Genomic DNA, 17,423 nt, shown 5'->3' with positions numbered 1-17,423 from the left:
ACCGACACCACCCAGGACTCTGAGGTTCGCCCCTATGTTTCGCATCCTTGCCGGCATCGTGCTGGGCCTGGGCCTGCTTGGCGCGGGAGCCATGGCCTACCTGCACAGCGGCATGTACAACGTCGCCGCCAGCGATGATCACCTGCCGCTGGTCGAGTCGGTCCTGCATTCCACCATGCACGCCTCCGTGTCTTCCCGGGCCGAGGACATCGAGGTGCCCGACCTCGACGACCCCGGGATGATCCGCCAGGGGGCTCGCGCCTACGAGGACCTCTGCACGGCCTGCCACCTCAAGCCCGGGCTCGACGGCACGGTGCTGCGGGCGGGCCTGAACCCCATGCCGCCGCGGCTGGCCGAGCCGAGCCATCGTTCGCCGGCCGAGCAGTTCTGGATCATCAAGCACGGTATCAAGATGACCGGCATGCCGGCCTGGGGCGAGACCCATGACGATGCCGAGCTCTGGGAGATGGTGGCCTTCCTGCAGCGCCTGCCCGAGCTTTCCGAGCAGGACTATGCCGCCTCGGTCGCGCCCGAGGCGCGGCAAGGCGTGGCCGACGACGGCCATGACCACGAGCATGGCAACCTGCTGGCCATGGCGGACGCCACGGGAGCCCAAGGGGAGGCCGGTGAGGGTCACCACGACGACGGGGCGGCGGATGACCAGGGGGCAGACCACCACGAGGAAGAGGCCGCCGCCCAGCCCGAGGACGACCATCACGACGATGGCCATGATCACGCCCATTGAGGGGTGCGAGGCACGACGGCCCTGCCCGAGCCTCGGCTTGAGGCGATAGGCGCGCCCGGCCTGGAGCCTCGTGATCTTGTGCCCGTTGGGCGTGGTCCAGGAGTCGAGGACGCTCGTCCCGGCTCCTCGTTACCCTTTCAGCATGGCAATCAGCCGCTCGGCCACCGGTTCGGAGGAGGGCGGGTTCTGCCCGGTGAGTAACTGCCCGTCCTGGCGAGTGTAGGGGGCGAAGTCCTCGGCCTTGGAGTACCTGGCGCCCCGCGCGATCAGGGCGTCTTCCACCAACTGCGGGACGACCTCGGTCAGGCCGACCGCCGCTTCCTCGCCGTTGGTGAAGCCGGTGACCTCGCGTCCCTCGACGATGGGCCTGCCCGAGGCGTCCCTGGCGTTCAGCAGCACGATGGGCGCGTGGCAGACCGCCGAGACCGGCTTGCCCTGGGCCCAGAAGGCCTCGATCAGGCGGATCGAGTCACGGTCGTCGACCAGGTCCCAGAGGGGGCCATGCCCGCCGGGGTAGAAGACCGCATCGAAGTCGTCGGCGTTCATCTCGGCGAGCCGATGGGTGGCGGCGAGCCGGGCCTGGGCGTCGGGGTCCTGCTTGAAGCGCCGCGTCGCCTCGGTCTGGCTGTCCTCGGCGTCGCTCTTGGGGTCCAGCGGCGGCTGGCCGCCCTGGGGGGAGGCCAGGGTGATCTCGGCACCGGCATCCTCGAGGGCGTAGTAGGGGGCCGCGAACTCCTCCAGCCAGAAGCCGGTCTTCTCGCCGGTGTCGCCGAGACGGTCGTGCGAGGTCAATACGATCAGGATCCGCTTGTTCATCGGTCTGTTCCTCCTTGGCCGGGGCGTCGAGGTCACGTGGCCCCGGAAAAGCGGGTTGGTTCCGGTGATCTGGCACCGGGCGAGTCGAGTGGTTCCCATCCGGCTGGGGCCAGGCGGCGCGAGCGGATCCGGGCGCCGCTGGCGTCCGACGGCGAGTGACCCTGGAACGCCTCAGGTGCTCTCGCCGACTAGCAGCTCGAAGCCTACATTGCACTGGCGACGGGTGACCCGCTTGCCATCCAGCCGCCGCAGGATCTGTTCGGCGGCCTGGCGTCCCATGGTCTCGCGGGGAGACTGGATCGTCGTCAGGCGCGGGGTGAGGTGCTGGCCCAGGGCCAGGCCGTTGAACCCGGCGATGGCGATCTCGTCCGGCACCTTCAGGCCGAGCCGGAAGCCGTGCAGCAGGGCCCCGGCCGCCAGGTCGTCGTTGGCGAAGTGGATGGCCTCGGTGTCGGGGTAGGCCTCGCGCACCCGGTCGAGCCCGGCGGCGCCGGCCTCCAGGCTGCCCAGCCGGTCCAGCTCGATGAGCGGCGCCTCGCGCCCGTCCGCCTCCATGACCTCCCGGTGGCCGTCGAAGCGCAGCCCGGCCCGGTAGTCCTTGTCCAGGCAGGCGCCGACGTAGACGGTGCGCCGATAGCCACGCTCCAGCAGATGGCGGGCCATGCAGCGGCCGGCCTCGCGATGGTCCAGGCCGACATTGAGGTCCAGGGCCTCGCCCAGTTCCATGACCTCCATCACCGGCTTGTCGCAATGCTCGAGCAGGTCGCGACAGGCCGGGGTATGGCGCAGCCCGGCGGTGACCAGCGCCGAACACGACCAGCCCAGGAAGGTCCTGACCAGGCGGTGCTCGCGCTCGATGTCGTAGTCGGTGTTGCCCAGCAGGATCTGGTAGCCCTGTGCCTCGAAGGTCGCCTGCAGGCCGCGGATCACCTCGATGAACACGGCGTTGGCCAGCGACGGCACGATCACCGCGATGAAGCGGGAGCGGGCGGACGCCAGGCTGCCGGCGACGAGGTTGGGCACGTAGCCCACCCGGTCGACGGCCTCGAGGACCCGCTTGCGGGTCTCCTCGTTGACGCGCTCGGGCGTGTTCAGCGCGCGGGAGGCGGTAATGGAGGACACGCCGGCTGCGGCCGCGACCTCCTTGAGGGTCGGCTGGGTCGAACCGCGGCGGCGCCGTGTCCTGCTGGGATCCTGGTTAGACATTGGTCACATCCTTGCACACTGGGCTTGCTGTGGGAAAGTCACTCGTCTAGAACTATGTTAGCGCTAACATGACAGCGCTACCATAACGAATCACACGACCATCGGGAGATCGAAAGGTGAGTGACATTTCCGCAAGCGCGCCGCGCATCGGGGTCATCGGCCTGGGCGCCATGGGCATGGGAACGGCCACTGCCCTCCTCGAACAGGGGCTGGCGGTGACCGGCTGCGACGTTTCGACCCCGGCACGCCAGGCCTTCGCGGCCCAGGGCGGGCGCACGGCCGCCACCCCTGCGGAGCTGGCCGCGCACTGCGACATCGTGCTCTTGGTGGTCGTCAACGCCGACCAGGTCGAGCAGGTGCTGTTCGGCGACCAGGGTCTGGTGGGCCGTCTCGCCCCGGGCAGCGTGGTGCTGCAGTGCGCCACGGTGGCCCCCAGCATCGCCCGCCGGCTCGGCGAGCGGCTGGCCGAGGCCGGGCTCGAGATGCTCGATGCGCCGATCAGCGGCGGGGCCGCCAAGGCGCGCCGCGGCGAGCTCTCGGTGATGGCCTCCGGCACGCCCACGGCCTTCGACAAGGCCGCCGCGGCCCTCGACGGCATGGCGGCCACCGTCTATCGGCTGGGTGACGCGGCCGGCATCGGCTCGAGCATGAAGCTCGTCAACCAGCTGCTGGCCGGCGTGCATATCGCCACGGCGGCGGAGGCCATGGCGCTGGGTATCCGCATGGGGCTGGACCCGGACACCGTCTACGAGGTGATCACCCACTCGGCGGGCAACTCCTGGATGTTCGAGAACCGGGTGCCGCATATCCTCAAGGGCGACTACACCCCGCTGTCCGCCGTCGACATCTTCGTCAAGGACCTCAACATCGTCCACGACACCGGCCGCGAGCTGGCCATGCCGACGCCGGTGACCGCCAGTGCCCTGCAGCAGTTCACCGCGGCCAAGGGGGCCGGTTTCGGGCGCGAGGACGACTCGGCGGTGATCAAGGTCTACGAGCGGCTGTCGGGCATCAGGCTGCCCGAGGCGGCCAACGACCCGGGGGAGGCGTGACCATGGGGATCGTGCTGGGTGCCATCGCCGACGACTTCACCGGGGCCACCGACCTCGCCAACAACCTGGTGCGCAGCGGCATGCGCTGCCTGCAGGTGATCGGCGTGCCGCAGGGCCCCCTGCCGCTGGAGGATGTCGATGCGGTGGTGGTGGCGCTGAAGTCCCGCTCCTGCCCCGTGAGCGAGGCCGTCGGGGATTCCCTCGCCGCCCTCGACTGGTTGCAGGGCCAGGGGGCGCGCCAGGTCTTCTTCAAGTACTGCTCGACCTTCGACTCCACCGACGCGGGCAACATCGGCCCGGTCAGCGAGGCGCTGATGGAGCGCCTCGGCGCGGCGCAGACTGTCATGGTGCCGGCGTTTCCGGTCAATGGGCGCACCGTCTACCAGGGCCACCTGTTCGTCGGCGACCGGCTGCTCAACGAGAGCGGTATGCAGCACCATCCGCTGAACCCCATGCGTGACGCCGATCTGGTGCGGGTGCTGTCCCGGCAGGCCTCGCGTCCGGTGGGGCTGGCGGCCCGCCCGGTGCTGGCCCAGGGCGGCGAGGCGACCCGCCGTCACCTGGAGGCGCTGCGTGAGCAGGGGATCGGCCATGTCATCTGCGGCACCCTCGACGAGCAGGACCTCGAGGCGATCGCCGAGGCCGTGGTCGACCTGCCGCTGGTCACCGGCGGCTCCGGGCTCGGCCAGGCCCTTCCCGCCCAGTATCGGCGCCGGGACTGGCTGGCCGAGGTCGCCGAGCCCGGTCGCCTTGCCCCGGCGTCGGGCAGCGCCCTGGTACTCTCGGGCAGCTGCTCGCGGGCGACGCTCGGCCAGGTCGCCCGTTTCCTCGAACGCCACCCGGGCCATGTCCTGGATCCGCTGGCGCTCGCCGAGGGCGACGACCACTTCCAGGCGGCGTTGGCCTTCGCCCGGCAGCGGTTGGCGGCCGGCGGTCCCGTGCTGGTCTATGCCTCCGCCGACCCGGAGCGGGTCCGGGCCGCCCAGGCGGCGCTCGGCACCGAGCGCGCCGGCCAGCTGGTCGAGGCGGCACTGGGGCGCCTGGCCCGACAACTGGTGGCGGAAGGGGTGGGGCGCCTGGTGGTCGCCGGCGGCGAGACCTCCGGCGCGGTGGTTTCGGCGCTCGGCATCCGCACGCTGCGCATCGGCGACCAGATCGACCCCGGGGTGCCCTGGACCCAGGCGCCGCTCGACGATCGCCAGGCGCCGCTGTCCCTGGCCCTCAAGTCGGGCAACTTCGGTGGCCCGGACTTCTTCACCCGAGCCTTCGAGGTGCTGCCATGAGTTCCCATGCCATCAATGCCCTGCGCGAGCGGATCGCCACCCTGGGCCAGTCGCTGTTCGACCGCGGCCTGACCATGGGTTCCAGCGGCAACATCAGCGTGCGTCTCGAGGATGGCGGCTGGCTGATGACCCCCACCAATGCCTGCCTGGGACGCCTCGACCCGGGGCGAATCGCGCGCCTGGACCAGGACGGCCGGCTGCTCGACGGCGACAAGCCGACCAAGGAGCACTTCCTGCACACGGCGATGTACGAGGAGCGTCCCCAGTCGGGTGCCATCGTCCACCTCCACTCCACCCATTCGGTGGCCGTCTCCTGCCTGCCCGACGTGGACCCCTGCGACTGCATCCCGCCGCTGACCGCCTACTACGTGATGCGGGTGGGCCGCCTGCCGCTGGTCCCTTACCACATCCCCGGCGACCCGAGCCTGGGCGATGCCGTGCGCGGGCTGGCCGGGCGCCATAGCGCAGTGCTGCTGGCCAACCACGGCCCGGTGGTCGCGGGCAAGTCGCTGGAGGCCGCGGTCTATGCCACCGAGGAGCTGGAGGAGACTGCCAGGCTGTATCTGCTCCTGCGGGGGCAGAATCCCCGTGGCCTGACCCCCGAGCAGGTGGCCGAACTCGAAGCTCGCTTCCCGCGCGACTGACCCTACAGCGAGGACCGATCATGATCCGACTGGCCGCCAACCTCAGCATGCTGTTTCAGGAGCATGCCTTCCTCGACCGCTTCGCCGCGGCCGCCGATGCCGGCTTCACGGGGGTCGAGTACCTGTTCCCCTATGTCCATTCCCCCGAGGCCCTGCGCACGGCACTGAATGAGAACGGCGTCGAGCAGGTGCTGTTCAACCTGCCGCCCGGCGACTGGGCGGCGGGGGAGCGCGGGCTCGCCAGCCTGCCGGGCCGCGAGGCGGAGTTTCGCGACGCCGTGATCGAGGGGCTGCGCTATGCCGCGCAGCTGGACTGCTCGCGCGTGCACGCCATGGCCGGGCTGCTCCCGGAGGACGCCGATGCCCGAACGCAGGCCGAAGCCCGCGAGGCCCATCACGCCACCTACCTGGCAAACCTGCGCTTCGCCGCCGGGGAGGCGGCCAAGGCCGGACGAACCCTGCTGATCGAGCCGATCAATACCCGTGACATGCCGGGCTACTTCCTCTCGCGGCAGGACCAGGCCGTGGCGGTCCTCGAGGCCGTGGGCGCCAACAACCTGCGGCTGCAGTTCGACCTCTACCATTGCCAGATCATGGAAGGCGACCTGATCCGCCATCTCGAGCGGCTGCTGCCGCACATCGGTCACGTGCAGATCGCCGGGGTGCCGGAGCGCCACGAGCCGGACATCGGCGAGGTCCATTATCCGGCGGTGCTCGAGCGCCTCGCGGCCCTGGACTATCGCGGCTGGGTCGGCTGCGAGTACCGACCGGCCGCCGACACCCGCGACGGCCTGGGCTGGGGCCGCGACTACGGGCTCCAGCCCTGACCGGCCGGACCGACACGACAACGACAACCTCAGGAAGCGAGAACCCATGCATATAGCGATCACCGGCGCCGCCGGCTTTCTCGGCCAGCGCCTCGTGCACCGGCTCCTCGATCGCGGCGCGCTCGATGGCACCGCGATCCGCCGCCTGACCCTGGTCGACCAGACCGAGCCGCCCGCCATCGCCCGGGAGGGCGTCGAGGTGGTGCCCCTGGCGCTGGACATCAGCACCCCGGGCGCCCTGGACCCGGTGCTGGAGGCCCGGCCCGACGTCATCTACCACCTGGCCGCGGTGGTCAGCTCGGCGGCCGAGGAGGACCTCGACCTGGGCATGCGCGTCAACTTCGACGCCACCCGCGCCCTGCTCGAGGGCTGCCGCGCCCAGGGGCTGGCCGATACCCGGCTGGTCATGGCCAGTTCCGTGGCGGCCTATGGCGGCGACCTGCCGGAGGTCCTCGACGACATGACCGCGCTGCACCCCCAGAACTCCTATGGCGCCCAGAAGGCCATGAGCGAGCTGCTGGTCAACGACTACAGCCGTCGCGGGCTGGTCGACGGCCTGGTGCTGCGGCTGCCGACCATCGTCATTCGCCCCGGGCGTCCCAATGCCGCGGCCTCGAGCTTCGCCTCGAGCATCCTGCGCGAGCCGCTCAGCGGCGAGGAGGCCATCTGCCCGGTGCCTACCGACCTGGAGCTGTTCGTGATGTCGCCGGCCAAGGTGGTCGAGGCGCTGATCCACGGCGCCGAGGTGCCGGGCGAGTCGCTGGGACCTTTCCGGGCCTTCATGCTGCCGGGCATCACCGTCAGCGTCGCCGAGATGCTCGAGACGCTGCGCGAGGCGGCCGGCGAGGAGGCGCTGGCGCTGGTCCGCCACGAGCCCGATGCGCGCATCGCGGCCATCGTCGGCAGCTGGCCGGCACGCTTCACCAACGAGCGCGCCCGCCGGCTGGGCTTCCGGAGCGACACGGATTTCCACGAGATCGTCGAGGCCTTCCTGGACGAACGAGCCTGATCCCGGGACCACGCACCCCGGGATGTTTCCCCAAGCGTGTCAATGCCAACAGAGGTGACAACAATGACAGCCACTTTCGCACGCCGCACCCTGGTCACGGCCATCACCGGTGCCACGACCGCCGCGCTCGCCATGGGGGCCCTCAGCGCCCAGGCGGCACAGACCGTCAACCTGGGCCACACCCTCTCCGACAGTTCCCACTACTCGGTCGGGGCCGATGCCTTCAAGGAGACCCTCGAGCGCCTCAGCGACGGCGAGTTCGAGGTCGTGGAGCATCCCTCGGGCGCCCTCGGCGGCGAGCGCGCCATGATCGAGGGCCTGCAGATCGGCACCGTGGACCTGGTGATCACCTCCACCGGTCCGCTGGGCAACTTCGTGCCAGAGACCTATGTGCTCGATCTGCCGTTCCTGTTCGAGGACTACGACGAGGCACGCTGCGTGCTCGACGGCGAGGTCGGCCAGGACCTGCTCGACAAGATGAGCAACCACGACCTGGTGGGCCTGGCCTGGTCGGAGAATGGCTTCCGCCACATGACCAACAGCCAGCGGCCGGTCACCTCGCCGGGAGACGCCGAGGGTCTCAAGGTCCGCACCATGGAGAACAAGGTGCACATGGAGGCCTTCGAGCAGATGGGCGTGCATCCCACCCCGATGGCCTTCCCGGAGGTGTTCACCGCCCTGCAGCAGGGCACCGTGGATGGCCAGGAGAACCCCATCACGGTGATCGTCGCCACCAAGTTCTGGGAAGTGCAGGATCACCTCTCGCTGACCGGGCATGTCTACTCGCCCGCCGTGGTGCTGGGTTCGCCGATCCTGCTCGACGGGCTCTCCGAGGAGCAGCGCGGCTGGTTCGAGCAGGCCGCCCAGGCCTCCGCCGAAGCCACCCGCGAGGAAGTGTCGCGTCTCGAGAGCGAGGGCGTGGAACTGCTGCGCGAGAAGGGCATGACCGTGGAGACGGACATCGACAAGGCGCCGTTCCAGGAAGCCGTCAAGCCGGCCTACCAGATCTACACCGACCAGTACGGCAGCGAGATGCTCGACCGCGTACGCGCCAGCGACTGCTGATCCGCTGAACCGATCCCCCGGCACCCCCAGGGTGCCGGGGCCCTGCTTCACTGATGGTGGCCACGATGCTGCAACTCTTTCTCAGGGTCGAGCGCCAGACCACCCGTCTGGCCCTGCTCGGCGCCGTGCTCATGCTGATCGTGTCGGTTTCCCTGGGCTTCTACCAGGTGATGACGCGATTCGTCTTCGATGCCCCCTCGACCTGGTCCGAGGTGATCTCCCGCTCGGCCATGATCTGGTGCGTCTTCCTGGGGGCCGCGGCGGGTTTCCGGGGCGGCTTCATGATGTCCGTGGAGGTCATCTACAAGCTGGTGCCGGGGCGTCGCCTGATCTGGCTGGAGGCCTTTATCGCCGTGTGCTGCGCGGTGGTGCTGGTGGTGCTGATCACCTTCGGCACCGCCATGATGCTGCGCGTCCAGACGCAGATGCTGTCGGGGCTCGAGGTCTCGATCTCCTGGGCCTATGCCGCCATGCCGGTGGGGGCGAGCTTCGCGCTGGTCGCCGTGGTCGCTCGCCTGCTCGCCCAGGCCACCGGCCAGGAGACCATCGGCCCGGTCGTGGAAGAGGTGCCGGCGGTGGCCGGCGAGGGCGCGATGCCGGTGACCGGCGGCCCCACCCAGGATGCCGTCGCCCCCGGCAAGCCCAACGACAGGAGTGAACGCCCATGAATGCCGCCATCGGACTCTCGCTGATCATCCTGTTCAGCCTGGGGGTGCCCATCGCCGTCTCGATCGTGCTGGCCTCGATCATCGGCATCGAATTCTTCTCGCGCCTGCCGCTGCTGCTGGTGCCCCAGCAGATGTTCGTGGGCATCGACAACTTCCCCCTCATGGCGATCCCGTTCTTCATCCTCGCCGGCAACCTGATGGCCGCCGGCGGGATCTCGCGGCGCCTGGTGGATCTCGCCAAGGCCCTGGTCGGCGGCCTCCAGGGCGGGCTGGCCATGACCTGCGTGCTGACCTGCATGATGTTCGCCGCGGTCTCCGGCTCGAGCGTGGCCACCACCTTCGCCATCGGCTCGATCCTGATTCCCGCCATGGTCAAGCACGACTATCCGCGCCCGCTGGCGGCCTCCATCCAGGCCTCCTCGGCCGAGCTCGGGGTGCTGATCCCGCCCTCCATCCCGCTGATCCTCTACGGGGTGAGTACCGATACCTCGATCGGCAAGCTGTTCATCGCCGGCATCGGCCCGGGGCTGCTGATCGGCGGCGCGCTGCTGCTGTTCCTCTACCTGTTCTGCAAGATCCGCGGCTACGGGCTGCGTGACCGGGAGGATCGCCACGACTTCCCGACCGCCTTCAAGCGGGCCTGGGCCGCGCTGCTGATGCCGGTGGTGGTGATCGGCGGCATCTACGGCGGGGTGTTCACGCCGACCGAGGCCTCCGCCGTGGCGGTGGTCTATGCGCTGATCGTGGGCGGGCTGATCTACCGCGAGCTGCCCCTGGCGGAGCTGTTCCCGATCTTCAAGGAGAGCGTGATCTCGACGGCGGCGGTGATGCTGATCATCGCGGCGGCGGCGCTGTTCAGCTTCCTGATCAGCCGCTCGGGGCTGCCGGGCGAGGTGGCGAGCTGGGTGACCGAGGTCTTCGACAGTCCCCTCGCTTTCCTGCTGGCGGTCAACGTCATGCTGCTGGTGGTCGGGATGTTCATCGAGACCTCGGCGGCGATCCTGGTGCTGGCGCCGATCTTCACGCCGATCGCCGTCCAGTACGGCATCGACCCGGTGCACTTCGGCCTGATCATCGTGGTGAACCTGGCGCTCGGCATGTTCACCCCGCCGCTGGGCGTCAATCTCTTCGCGGCCTGCGCGGTGGCCCGGCTGTCTGTCGACCAGTTGCTGCCCTGGCTGATGCGCTTCGTGCTGGTGGTGCTGGCCTGCCTGCTGGCCATCACCTACCTGCCCTGGATCTCGCTGGGGCTGGTCGACCTGCTCTATTGACGCCCCTCACGACACGGAGGCCAATACATGCCTGCTTTAACCGACATGCCCCGCCGCGAGGCCCTGATCGGCGGTGACTGGGTCGCCACCCTCGAGACCCTGCCGGTCGAGGCGCCCGCGCGGGGCGAGGCCATCACGCGCATCGCCCGCGGCCAGGCCGAGGAGGTCGACGCCGCCGTCAGGGCGGCGGGAGACGCCTTCGCCGGCCGGCTCGGCGACTGGTCGCGCTGGAGTGCGCGCCGGCGCGGCGAATGGCTGCTGGCCTTCGCCACGGCCATCGAGGCCGATCACGCACGGCTGGCCGCCCTGGAGTGCGCCGATACCGGCAAGCCGCTGTCCCAGGCCCGCGGGGACATCGCCGCCTGTGCCCGTTACTTCCGCTTCTACGGCGGGGCGGCGGACAAGCTGCATGGCGAGACGATCCCCTTCGAGACCGACTTCGCGGTGATGACCTGGCGCGAACCCTACGGGGTCTGCGCCCAGATCATTCCCTGGAACTATCCCGCCCAGATCTTCGGCCGCTGCGTCGCCGCGGCCCTGGCGGCGGGCAACAGCGTGGTGCTCAAGCCGGCGGAGGAGGCCTGTCTGAGCGTGCTGCGCCTGGCCGAGCTGGCCACCCGGGCGGGCCTGCCGCCGGGCGTGCTCAACGTCGTCCCGGGCCTGGGACGCGAGGCGGGCGCCGCCCTGGCGGCCCATCCACGTATCGATCACCTGTCGTTCACCGGCTCCCCCGAGACCGGCACCCGGGTGGCCAAGGCGGCGGCGGAGCATCATGTGCCGGTCACCCTGGAGCTGGGCGGCAAGTCGCCACAGATCGTCTTCGCCGATGCCGACCTCGAGTCGGCGCTGGCGGCCGTGGTGCGCGGCATCATCCAGAACGCCGGTCAGACCTGCTCGGCCGGCAGTCGCCTGCTGGTCCAGCGCGAGGTGGCCGAGCCCCTGCTGGCGCGCCTCGCCGAGCGCTTCTCGGCACTGCGCTGCGATGCCGGCGAGGCGGATGCCGACTGTGGCCCGCTGATCAGTGCCCGGCAGAAGGCCGGCCTCGAGGCCAGGCTCGAGGCCGCCCGGGCCGATGGCATCCGGGTGCTGGCCCAGGGACAGCTGGCCGAGGGGGCGCCCGCCGGCGGCCACTTCGTGGTGCCGCAGCTGCTGACGGATATTCCGGCTGGCCACGCGGTGCTGCGTGAGGAGTTGTTCGGCCCGGTGCTGGCGGTGCAAGGCTTCGACGACGAGGCGGAGGCGCTTTCGCTCGCCAATGCCACCGACTTCGGCCTGTGTGCGGGGATCTGGACTCGCGACGGCGGGCGCCAGCTGCGCCTCGCCAAAGGCATCCGCAGCGGCCAGGTGTTCGTCAACGACTACGGGGCCGCCGGCGGTATCGAGCTGCCCTTCGGGGGCGTGGGGCGCTCCGGCCACGGCCGCGAGAAGGGCTTCGAAGGGCTCAGGAGCTACACCCGGCTGAAGACCCTGGCCATCCGCCATGGATGACACGGTGGCGTCCTCAACCCAGCCACCAGAGGAGACGACAATGTCCCAGACCATGCGGGTCGGGCTGATCGGCGTGGGCCTGATGGGCCACGGCATCGCCCGCAACATCCTGAAGGCCGGTCATCGGCTGTGCTTCCTCGACCATCCCGGCAACCAGCCGGTAGACGACCTGCAGGCCGCCGGTGCAACACCCTGGGCATCCGGGCGCGAGGTGGCCCAGGCCAGCGATGTCGTCATCCTCTGCGTGACCGGCTCGCCCCAGGTCGAGGCGGTGCTGTTCGAGCCCGGCGGCGTACTGGAGGGGCTGCGGGAAGGTGGCGTGGTGATCGATTGCTCCACGGCGCTGCCGAGCGCGACCCGGCAGGTGGCCGAGCGGGTGACCGGGGCCGGGGGACGCTTCATGGACGCCGCCATGACCCGCACGCCGAAGGAGGCGGAGGCGGGGCGGCTGAACCTGATCGTGGGCGCCCCCGAGCCGCTCTTCGCGCCGTACCGGCCGCTGCTCGCGAGCTTCGCCGAGACCATCACCCATGCCGGCGAGGTGGGCGCGGGGCATACCCTGAAGCTGCTCCACAACTTCGTCTCGCTGGGCTTCTCGGCGGTGCTCGCCGAGGCCGCCGCTGCCTCGCGCGGGGCGGGAATCGACGACGGAGCCTTCCTCGAGGTCGTGGGCAGGGGTGGCGGTGGTGGGGTGATTTTCGAACGCCTGCGCCCCTTCATCGAGTCGGGGGACCCTTCCGGCTTCCGCTTCAGCGTGGCCAACGCCAGCAAGGATCTCGGCTACTACCATGCCATGACCGATGAACTGGGCGCGGCCCGGGGCGTTGCCTCGGCGGTCGAGGCGTTGTACGCCGGCATCGAGGATCGCCAGGCCCACGTGCCCGAGCTGATCCGCCTGGTCGGGTCGCTGGCCGGAGGCCCGGACACCGGTTCCGGGGAGAGCGGCCAGTAACGCCCCTGCCGGTCGGCGGCCCGCGGCCGGCAGGGCCCTGGACCAGGATTGGGATGGGTTGGGTTGATTTTATAGACAGTCGGTCTATATTGGGGGCATGACACAAGCGACTTCCAAGCCACGTCGCGGCCGGCCCCCCAAGGTGCCCCGTGACGACCCCGATACCCGGGCGGCCCTGATCCGCAGCGGTGTCGAGGTGCTGACCGAGCAGGGCTTCGCCGTCTCCGGCATCGAGAGCATCCTCAAGCGGGTGGGGGTGCCCAAGGGCTCCTTCTACTACTATTTCGACAGCAAGGAGGCCTTCGGGCGGGCGGTGATGGAGCACTACGGGGCTTACTTCGCCCGTAAGCTCGATCGCCACCTCCTGGATGCGTCGTTGTCGCCACTGGCGCGCATCGAGGCCTTCGTCGAGGATGCCAGGGCGGGCATGGCCCGTCACGACTTCCGCCGGGGTTGCCTGGTGGGCAATCTGGGCCAGGAAGCCGGTGGCCTGCCGGAGGAGTATCGACAGTGGCTGCGGGCGACCCTCGACGACTGGCAGCGGCGCCTGGCTCGCTGCCTGCGCGAGGCGCAGGCGAATGGCGATCTCCGTCTGGACGCCGATTGCGACAGGCTCGCCGAGGCCTTCTGGATCGGCTGGGAAGGCGCCGTGATGCGCGCCAGGCTCGAGGGCGGGGCGCGTCCCCTGGAAACCTTTATCACGACCTACCTGGAGGGGCTTCCCCGCTAGGTGGGATTTGCTTCATGCCATTTAATAGACGATCGGTCTATAAAGAGGTGAACGATGTTCAAGGCCATTCTGATCGACAAGCAGGACGAGAAGCAGCAGGTGGCGCTGACCAGCCTGGACGAGTCGCAACTGCCGGACGGCGACGTCACCGTGCGGGTCGATTGCAGCACCCTCAACTACAAGGATGCCCTCGCCATCACCGGCAAGGGACCGGTGGTGCGCCAGTTCCCCATGGTGCCGGGCATCGACCTGGCGGGGACGGTCGAGAGCTCGACGGCCAAGGCCTACCGGCCGGGCGATGCCGTGTTGCTCAACGGCTGGGGCGTCGGCGAAAAGCATTGGGGCGGCCTCGCCGAGAAGGCCCGGCTGGACAGCCGCTGGCTGATCCCGCAGCCCTCGGCCTTCACGGCCCGGCAGTCCATGGCCATCGGCACGGCCGGGTATACCGCCATGCTCTCGGTGATGGCGCTGGAGAAGCAGGGTGTCACCCCGGAGCAGGGTGAGGTGCTGGTGACCGGTGCCAACGGGGGCGTGGGCAGCTATGCCATCGCGCTGCTCGCGCGGCTGGGCTTCCGGGTCGTGGCCTCCACCGGACGCCTGGAGGAAGCCGACTATCTCCAGGGGCTCGGAGCCGAGGAGGTGATCGACCGGGCGGAGCTGTCCGAGCCGGGCCGCCCCCTGGCCAAGGAACGCTGGACCGCTGCCATCGACTCGGTGGGCAGTCACACCCTGGCCAACGTCCTGGCCGGGACCCGCTATGGCGGCACCGTCGCGGCCTGTGGCCTGGCCCAGGGCATGGACCTGCCATCCAGCGTCGCCCCCTTCATCCTCCGGGGCGTGACCCTGGCGGGGATCGACAGCGTGATGCGGCCCTATGCGGATCGCATCGAGGCCTGGCGTCGGCTCGGTGAGCTGCTGGCCCCCGAACAGCTCGACGCCATCACCCGCACGATTGCGCTCGAGGAAGCCATCGACACGGCCGGCGAGCTGCTAGCGGGTCGTGTCCGCGGACGCGTCGTGGTGGACATGACGGACTGACGGCGGAGAACGGCGGGACGTGTTCCCGCCGTTTCGCCGCTTTTGACGGCCCCTTGGGCCTCAGCGCAGCACGGACTCCATCTGGCCGCGCAGTTCATCGACGGATTCCCGGCCGGAGAGAGAAAGGCGGGAGAAGCGCTCATCGGTGCCGGCCATCTCGGAGAGCAGCGAACCCAGCCCCGTGGCACGGGTGTCGCGCTGCACCAGCAGGTCGAGGCCATTGCCGCGGGCGGCGGGCAGGAAGGCGATCTCCGCCTCGTCCAGGTGGCCGAAGCGGCTGCCGGGGGCGGGCTTGAACTCGAATTCCTGCAGGCAGCCGGTGGCGGGGTTCTTGCGCGACAGCTCCAGTGGCGCGCCGGTCATCACGAAGCCCAGCGCCTCCATGGCCTCGAAGGCGGCGCGGTGGACCGGCCCCGGCAGGATGCGCAGCGGGTCCTTGTCGCGCGGGTCCAGGGCCATGGCGATATCGGCCCGGGTGGCGACCCAGGTCTTGGGATGCTGGCGGCCTACCGAGAGCGGCGACAGCAGCGGCAGGGGGAGCTCGAAGGGGATCCGGCGCTCCTCGCCGGCGCCGATGGTCATGGCACCGCAGACCTCTACCGAGGCCCAGGGATGGCCGATCCTGAGCTTCTTGTCGTCGACTTCCTTGATGGCTTCGCTGGCCAGGTCCAGCACCAGGGCGTCCAGGTCCTGGCTGACCTCGCCACCCTGGATGTGGACCTCGCCCTTGAGCACCCCGCCGGCCTCGGCGGTATCGCTTTCCAGGAGGGTATCCACGCGGGCGCTGCCGATCCCGACGGCGGCCATGAGCTTGTCGAACATCCGATGCATCCTTCTGCTGGGTCCATGGGGGAGACCCGAGTATAGCGGTCCGCCCGGTCATGGCGACAACCCTGGCATCCTCGCCGATCTCGCGGCATCCTTCGACCATGGACCCCGATACCTCAGCACTGCCGGGCAGCGTGGAGCGCTCGTATCCCCTCGACTGCCTGAGCGACACCCATGACTTCCACCAGCTGCTGGTGGGCCTCGACGGCCGCGTGGATGTCGAGATCGAGGGCCGCGGCGCCGCCGTGGCCCCGGGCAGCGTCTGCCTGATTCCCGCCGCGGCGACCCATCACTACCTGGGGCTCGGCGCCGGCAACCGCTGCCGGGTGCTGGACCTGCCGGTGGGGGAACCACACCTGGAGGCGTTGTTCGAGCGTATCCGCTTCCTGCGCCTGGCGCCCGAGGAGGGACGGGAGCTGGACGACGACGCCCTGCTGTCGCGGCTGACCGGGGCGCCGCCGTTGACCGGGCCACGCCTGAACATGGCGCGGCTGACCCGTCGGGTGCAGGCCGACCCCGCGGCGCCCTGGAACCTGGCGCGGCTGGCCGAGGCCTCGCGCCTCTCGGAGCGGCAGCTGCGCCGCAGCCTGGGCGCGCTCACCGGGCTGACGCCCTGGCAATGGCTGCAGCGCCAGCGGCTGGCCCGGGCCGCCCGGCTGCTGGACACCAGCGAGGCCACGATCACCGAGATCGCCCTGGCCTGCGGCTTCGCCGATGGCGCCCAGTTCAGCCGCCACTTCCGGGGCTGGCGGGGCATGACGCCGAGCGCCTTCCGCCGCCGGCCGCACTGATGGCCGAAATCGACAAGTTCTCGCCGGCGCCGGCGGTCACACTGTACCGCTGATCCCTGACCGGAGACTCGCGATGTCGGCCGCATCCCCTGCCGAGGCACGCCGCGCCACCCTGTGGGGCGCAACCACGGTGCTCAACTGGGCGACCCTGGCGCTGTTTACCCAGTGGGCGGGGCCCGTGCCTCCCTTCCTGCTCACGGCCCTGTGCTTCGGCCTGGCCGGCGGCCTGGCGCTGCTGGTCTTCGTCGCCCGCGGCGAGGGGCGCGCCCTGTTGGCCGCCCTACACCAGCCGCCCCTGGGCTGGGCGCTGGGGATCGGCGGCCTGTTCGGCTACCACCTCTGCTATTTCATCGCCCAGCAGAACGCCCCGGCGGCCAACGCCGGGCTGATCAGCTACCTGTGGCCGCTGCTGATCGTGATCCTGGCCGGCTGGCTGCTGCCGGGCGAGCGCCTGCGCGGCAGCCATCTGCTGGGCGGGGCCTGTGGCTTTGCGGGGGCGGCGCTGCTGGTGGGGCCCGACGGCCTCGACTGGGCGGGCGAGTACACCTTCGGCTATCTGGCGGCGCTGGTTGCGGCCTTCCTCTGGAGCGGCTATTCGGTGGCCTCGCGGCTGCTGGCCAGGATCCCCACCACCGCAGTGGCCTGGAACTGCCTGGGCGCCGCGGCGCTGGCGCTGCTCTGTCACCTGGCCTGGGAGCCTCGCGGCTGGCCGGAAGGCGCCAACCTGTGGGCGGTCCTGGCGCTGGGGCTGGGGCCGGTGGGCAGCGCCTTCTTCACCTGGGACCTGGGCATGAAGCGCGGGCAGGTGCGCCTGCTGGGCCTGCTGGCCTATGCGACCCCCTTGCTTTCCACCCTGGTGCTGATCGCCGCCGGCCTGGCCGCCCCCAGCCCGACCCTGTTGTTGTCCGCCGTGCTGATCGGTGGGGGCGCCCTGGTGGGCAGCGGGCAGCTGGGGCGACGCCGGCGTGCCGACGGGGCAGGGCAGGTGACGCGCAGCTAGGCTCGTGGCG

At 70.3% G+C, this 17,423-nt stretch carries 18 protein-coding genes; 15 read left to right on the top strand and 3 right to left on the bottom strand.

Annotation, left to right across the window (positions count from 1 at the left end; genetic code table 11):
* Positions 1-34: 34 nt before the first annotated feature.
* Positions 35-745, top strand: a complete 711-nt coding sequence (locus FHR97_RS14940) for a c-type cytochrome (protein ID WP_183384590.1) — start codon at positions 35-37, stop codon at positions 743-745.
* 129 nt (positions 746-874) lie between these two features.
* Here the strand turns inward: FHR97_RS14940 and FHR97_RS14935 are convergent, their stop codons facing one another.
* Both FHR97_RS14935 and FHR97_RS14930 read right to left on the bottom strand, forming a co-directional pair.
* A complete protein-coding gene (locus FHR97_RS14935; RefSeq protein ID WP_183384589.1) occupies positions 875-1,561 on the bottom strand; it encodes a type 1 glutamine amidotransferase domain-containing protein in 687 nt (228 codons plus the stop codon).
* A gap of 171 nt (positions 1,562-1,732) precedes the next feature.
* Entirely contained in the window at positions 1,733-2,767 is a 1,035-nt protein-coding gene (locus FHR97_RS14930; protein ID WP_183384588.1) for a LacI family DNA-binding transcriptional regulator, read from the bottom strand.
* A 125-nt stretch (positions 2,768-2,892) separates the two neighbouring features.
* Between FHR97_RS14930 and ltnD the strand changes: the two genes are divergently transcribed.
* From ltnD to acuI, 12 genes are all read left to right on the top strand, one after another.
* Entirely contained in the window at positions 2,893-3,819 is a 927-nt protein-coding gene (gene ltnD / locus FHR97_RS14925; RefSeq protein ID WP_425486096.1) for an L-threonate dehydrogenase, read from the top strand.
* 2 nt (positions 3,820-3,821) lie between these two features.
* Positions 3,822-5,102, top strand: a complete 1,281-nt coding sequence (otnK, locus tag FHR97_RS14920; protein ID WP_183384587.1) for a 3-oxo-tetronate kinase — start codon at positions 3,822-3,824, stop codon at positions 5,100-5,102.
* Positions 5,099-5,746: a 3-oxo-tetronate 4-phosphate decarboxylase gene (gene otnC / locus FHR97_RS14915; protein ID WP_183384586.1), complete on the top strand. Its 648-nt coding sequence runs from the start codon at positions 5,099-5,101 to the stop codon at positions 5,744-5,746. Before otnK ends, otnC begins: the two co-directional genes overlap by 4 nt.
* A gap of 20 nt (positions 5,747-5,766) precedes the next feature.
* Positions 5,767-6,573: a 2-oxo-tetronate isomerase gene (otnI, locus tag FHR97_RS14910; RefSeq protein ID WP_183384585.1), complete on the top strand. Its 807-nt coding sequence runs from the start codon at positions 5,767-5,769 to the stop codon at positions 6,571-6,573.
* Positions 6,574-6,619: 46 nt separating this feature from the next.
* A complete protein-coding gene (gene denD / locus FHR97_RS14905; RefSeq protein ID WP_183384584.1) occupies positions 6,620-7,582 on the top strand; it encodes a D-erythronate dehydrogenase in 963 nt (320 codons plus the stop codon).
* A 63-nt stretch (positions 7,583-7,645) separates the two neighbouring features.
* The gene (locus FHR97_RS14900) at positions 7,646-8,647 is read left to right on the top strand and encodes a TRAP transporter substrate-binding protein (protein WP_183384583.1); all 1,002 of its coding nucleotides are present in this window, start codon (positions 7,646-7,648) and stop codon (positions 8,645-8,647) included.
* Positions 8,648-8,712: 65 nt separating this feature from the next.
* Positions 8,713-9,315 (top strand): TRAP transporter small permease, encoded by a 603-nt coding sequence (locus FHR97_RS14895; protein WP_183384582.1) that lies wholly within the window; start codon positions 8,713-8,715, stop codon positions 9,313-9,315.
* Positions 9,312-10,586 (top strand): TRAP transporter large permease, encoded by a 1,275-nt coding sequence (locus tag FHR97_RS14890; protein WP_183384581.1) that lies wholly within the window; start codon positions 9,312-9,314, stop codon positions 10,584-10,586. Before FHR97_RS14895 ends, FHR97_RS14890 begins: the two co-directional genes overlap by 4 nt.
* Positions 10,587-10,613: 27 nt before the next feature.
* Entirely contained in the window at positions 10,614-12,074 is a 1,461-nt protein-coding gene (locus FHR97_RS14885) for an aldehyde dehydrogenase family protein (protein WP_183384580.1), read from the top strand.
* A 40-nt stretch (positions 12,075-12,114) separates the two neighbouring features.
* Positions 12,115-13,026 carry an NAD(P)-dependent oxidoreductase gene (locus tag FHR97_RS14880; RefSeq protein ID WP_183384579.1) on the top strand — a complete coding sequence of 304 codons (912 nt, stop codon included), beginning with the start codon at positions 12,115-12,117 and terminating at the stop codon, positions 13,024-13,026.
* A gap of 97 nt (positions 13,027-13,123) precedes the next feature.
* Positions 13,124-13,756 carry an acrylate utilization transcriptional regulator AcuR gene (gene acuR / locus FHR97_RS14875; RefSeq protein WP_183384578.1) on the top strand — a complete coding sequence of 211 codons (633 nt, stop codon included), beginning with the start codon at positions 13,124-13,126 and terminating at the stop codon, positions 13,754-13,756.
* Between the two features lie 54 nt (positions 13,757-13,810).
* Positions 13,811-14,794: an acrylyl-CoA reductase (NADPH) gene (acuI, locus tag FHR97_RS14870; RefSeq protein WP_183384577.1), complete on the top strand. Its 984-nt coding sequence runs from the start codon at positions 13,811-13,813 to the stop codon at positions 14,792-14,794.
* Between the two features lie 60 nt (positions 14,795-14,854).
* Here acuI and FHR97_RS14865 read toward each other — a convergent pair whose 3' ends face one another.
* Positions 14,855-15,616 carry a sporulation protein gene (locus FHR97_RS14865; protein ID WP_183384576.1) on the bottom strand — a complete coding sequence of 254 codons (762 nt, stop codon included), beginning with the start codon at positions 15,614-15,616 and terminating at the stop codon, positions 14,855-14,857.
* Positions 15,617-15,675: 59 nt separating this feature from the next.
* On the opposite strand from FHR97_RS14865, the gene FHR97_RS14860 reads away from it, so the two are divergent.
* Together FHR97_RS14860 and yddG are read left to right on the top strand one after the other, a co-directional pair.
* The gene (locus FHR97_RS14860) at positions 15,676-16,413 is read left to right on the top strand and encodes a helix-turn-helix transcriptional regulator (RefSeq protein WP_183384575.1); all 738 of its coding nucleotides are present in this window, start codon (positions 15,676-15,678) and stop codon (positions 16,411-16,413) included.
* Between the two features lie 73 nt (positions 16,414-16,486).
* Positions 16,487-17,413, top strand: a complete 927-nt coding sequence (yddG, locus tag FHR97_RS14855; RefSeq protein WP_183384574.1) for an aromatic amino acid exporter YddG — start codon at positions 16,487-16,489, stop codon at positions 17,411-17,413.
* Positions 17,414-17,423 lie beyond the last annotated feature (10 nt).

Origin of the sequence: Halomonas stenophila (genome assembly GCF_014192275.1) — a bacterium.
Classification (GTDB): domain Bacteria; phylum Pseudomonadota; class Gammaproteobacteria; order Pseudomonadales; family Halomonadaceae; genus Halomonas; species Halomonas stenophila.
The sequence above is the reverse complement of the archived record's forward strand: the minus strand, read 5'-3'. Positions and strand labels throughout refer to the sequence as shown.